This is a genomic window from Anaeromyxobacter sp. PSR-1 (genome assembly GCF_000964525.1).
Lineage (GTDB): Bacteria > Myxococcota > Myxococcia > Myxococcales > Anaeromyxobacteraceae > Anaeromyxobacter.
The window spans coordinates 1-2,049 of record NZ_BAZG01000327.1; the positions used below are offsets into that span (position 1 = coordinate 1).

Below are 2,049 nucleotides of genomic sequence, written 5' to 3' on the forward strand. Positions count from 1 at the left end.
CGCAGCGCCTCGCCCTCGGCGCGCGCCTCCTCCTCGCGCTCGGCCAGCTCGCGCGCCAGCCCCTCGATCTCGCCCTCCAGCGACCCGATCTGCTGCAGGTGGTCCTGGATCTCGCGGCCGAGGTCGTCCTCGCGCCCGCGGGCGGTGTCGCGGAAGCGCTTGTATTCCTCGTCGAGCAGGCGCAGCCGCTGCTCGCGCTCGCGGATGGCGTCCTCGCGCTCGTCGATGCGCGCCTGCAGCGCCGCCTCGTTCTCGCGCGCGGCCTGCTGGGCGCGATCGCGCTCGGCCTCGACCTCGGCGGTGGCGGTCTCGGCCGCCTTCAGCCGCTCCTCCAGCGCCGCCCGGTCCCGCTCCGACTCGGTGCGGAGCCGGTCGCGCTCGGCGGTGAGCGCCGCCTCGCGCGCCGCCGCCTCGACGTGGCGGCGCTCGTGGTCGCCCTCGCTCGCGGCGGCCTCGCCCTGCGCCCGCGCCAGGTCCTCCTCGAGCGCCCGGCGGGCCGCGGTCTGCTCCTCCAGCCGCGCCGCGGCCTCGCGCGCGGCGTCCTCGGCCGCGCGCCGCGCCTGCGCGAGCGCCTCGTCGGCCGCCGCGACCTCCTCGGTGCGGCGGGAGATCTCGTCCTGCAGCTCGCGCTCGCGCGCCTCGGCCCGCGCCGCCTCCGCGCGCGCCGCCCGGTCCATCCGGACGATCTCCTCCTGCGCGCGGTCCAGCGCGACCTTGCGGTGCGCCAGGTCGTCGTCGCGGCGGCGGACCTCGCGCTCCAGCTCGTGGATGCGCCGCTCGCTGCCGGCGACCACCTCGATGAGCTCCTTCTCCTGCCCGAACTTCTCCAGCAGGAGGCCGTCGATCGAGGCGCCGAACTCGCGCTCCTTCTCCACGAACAGGTCGCGCGCCCCGGCCAGCCGCCGCAGCAGGTCGTCCACCTGCAGCTTCGCCGCCTGCAGCTCCACCTCGCGCTCGTGCATGCGCGCGTCGAACGAGGCCAGCTCGCGCTCGCGCACCGCCCAGATCTCGCCCAGCCGGGCCAGCTGCGCCTCGCGCCAGCGCAGGTCCTCGCGCAGCAGCTCGGCCCGGCCCTCCGGCGTCTGCAGCAGCTCGCGGCGCGGCGGCGGCCGGCGCCGGTGCGCCTCGGCCAGCAGGTCCTCGCGGCGCTCGGAGATCGACTGGAAGACGCGGTCCACGAAGAGCCGGTCCTCGTCGGTCACCGTGGACCGCAGCGGCTTCCGCGGCACCGGCGGCGGCGCCTCGCCGGCCGCGGGCGGCGGCGCAGCGGCCTCGGGGGCCTCGGGGGCCGCCTCGACCGCGACCTCGGCCCCGCCCTCCGGCTCGGGGCGGGCGGCGCGCGCCTCCGGGGCCAGCGCCGCGTCGAGCTCGGCGTCGAGCGCCTGCACCTCGTCGTCGGACAGCACCGCGTCGTCGGCGCTCTCCGGCTCGGGCTCGGCGGCGGCCAGGATCCCGCCGGCGAGCTTGCGGAGGGCCTCGGTGTCGAGCGGCATCGCCAGGTAGCCGTTCGCGGCCCAGGGCGTGCGCGCGTGCTCGGCGAGCGCCTCGGGCGCCGTCTCCGACGCGTACAGGATCACCGGCAGGCGCGCGGTGGCGCGGTCGTGGCGGAGCTGCGCGCACAGCGAGAAGCCCGACAGGTCGGGGAGCTCGGCGCGCACCACGCACAGGTCGGGCCGGTGCGACGCGACCTCCAGCTCCGCCTCGGCGGCGCTGGCCGCGAGGCGGGTGACGCACCCGTCCTCGTGGAAGAGCGACGCCAGGGACAGCGCGAATGCGTGGTCGGGCTCGACGATGAGGACGCGCTTCGTGGGTTCCATGATGGACCGCGGGAGGGCTCCCGCTCGGGCGGCCAAGTGTAACCTGCCCCCGCGTCAATCTAGGCATCGGTCTTCCCGCGGAATCCGCGCACATCGGAGCCACGCCGCGCGGGTCGGCCGCGGCGGGGAGCGGGATTGCCGCCGCCGCGGGGTGGACCGAACGTGTCGGCGCCGGCGCTCCTGCGCTCGCACCCGCCGATGCCCCTCCTCCCGCTGCTCCTCGCCGCCGCCG

The 2,049-nt window shown here is 77.7% G+C and carries 1 protein-coding gene; it reads right to left on the reverse strand.

Annotated elements, in window-relative coordinates:
- Positions 1-1,817, reverse strand: a 1,817-nt coding sequence (locus PSR1_RS23040) for a response regulator (protein ID WP_152643433.1), incomplete at its 3' end; no start/stop codon positions are given.
- Positions 1,818-2,049 lie beyond the last annotated feature (232 nt).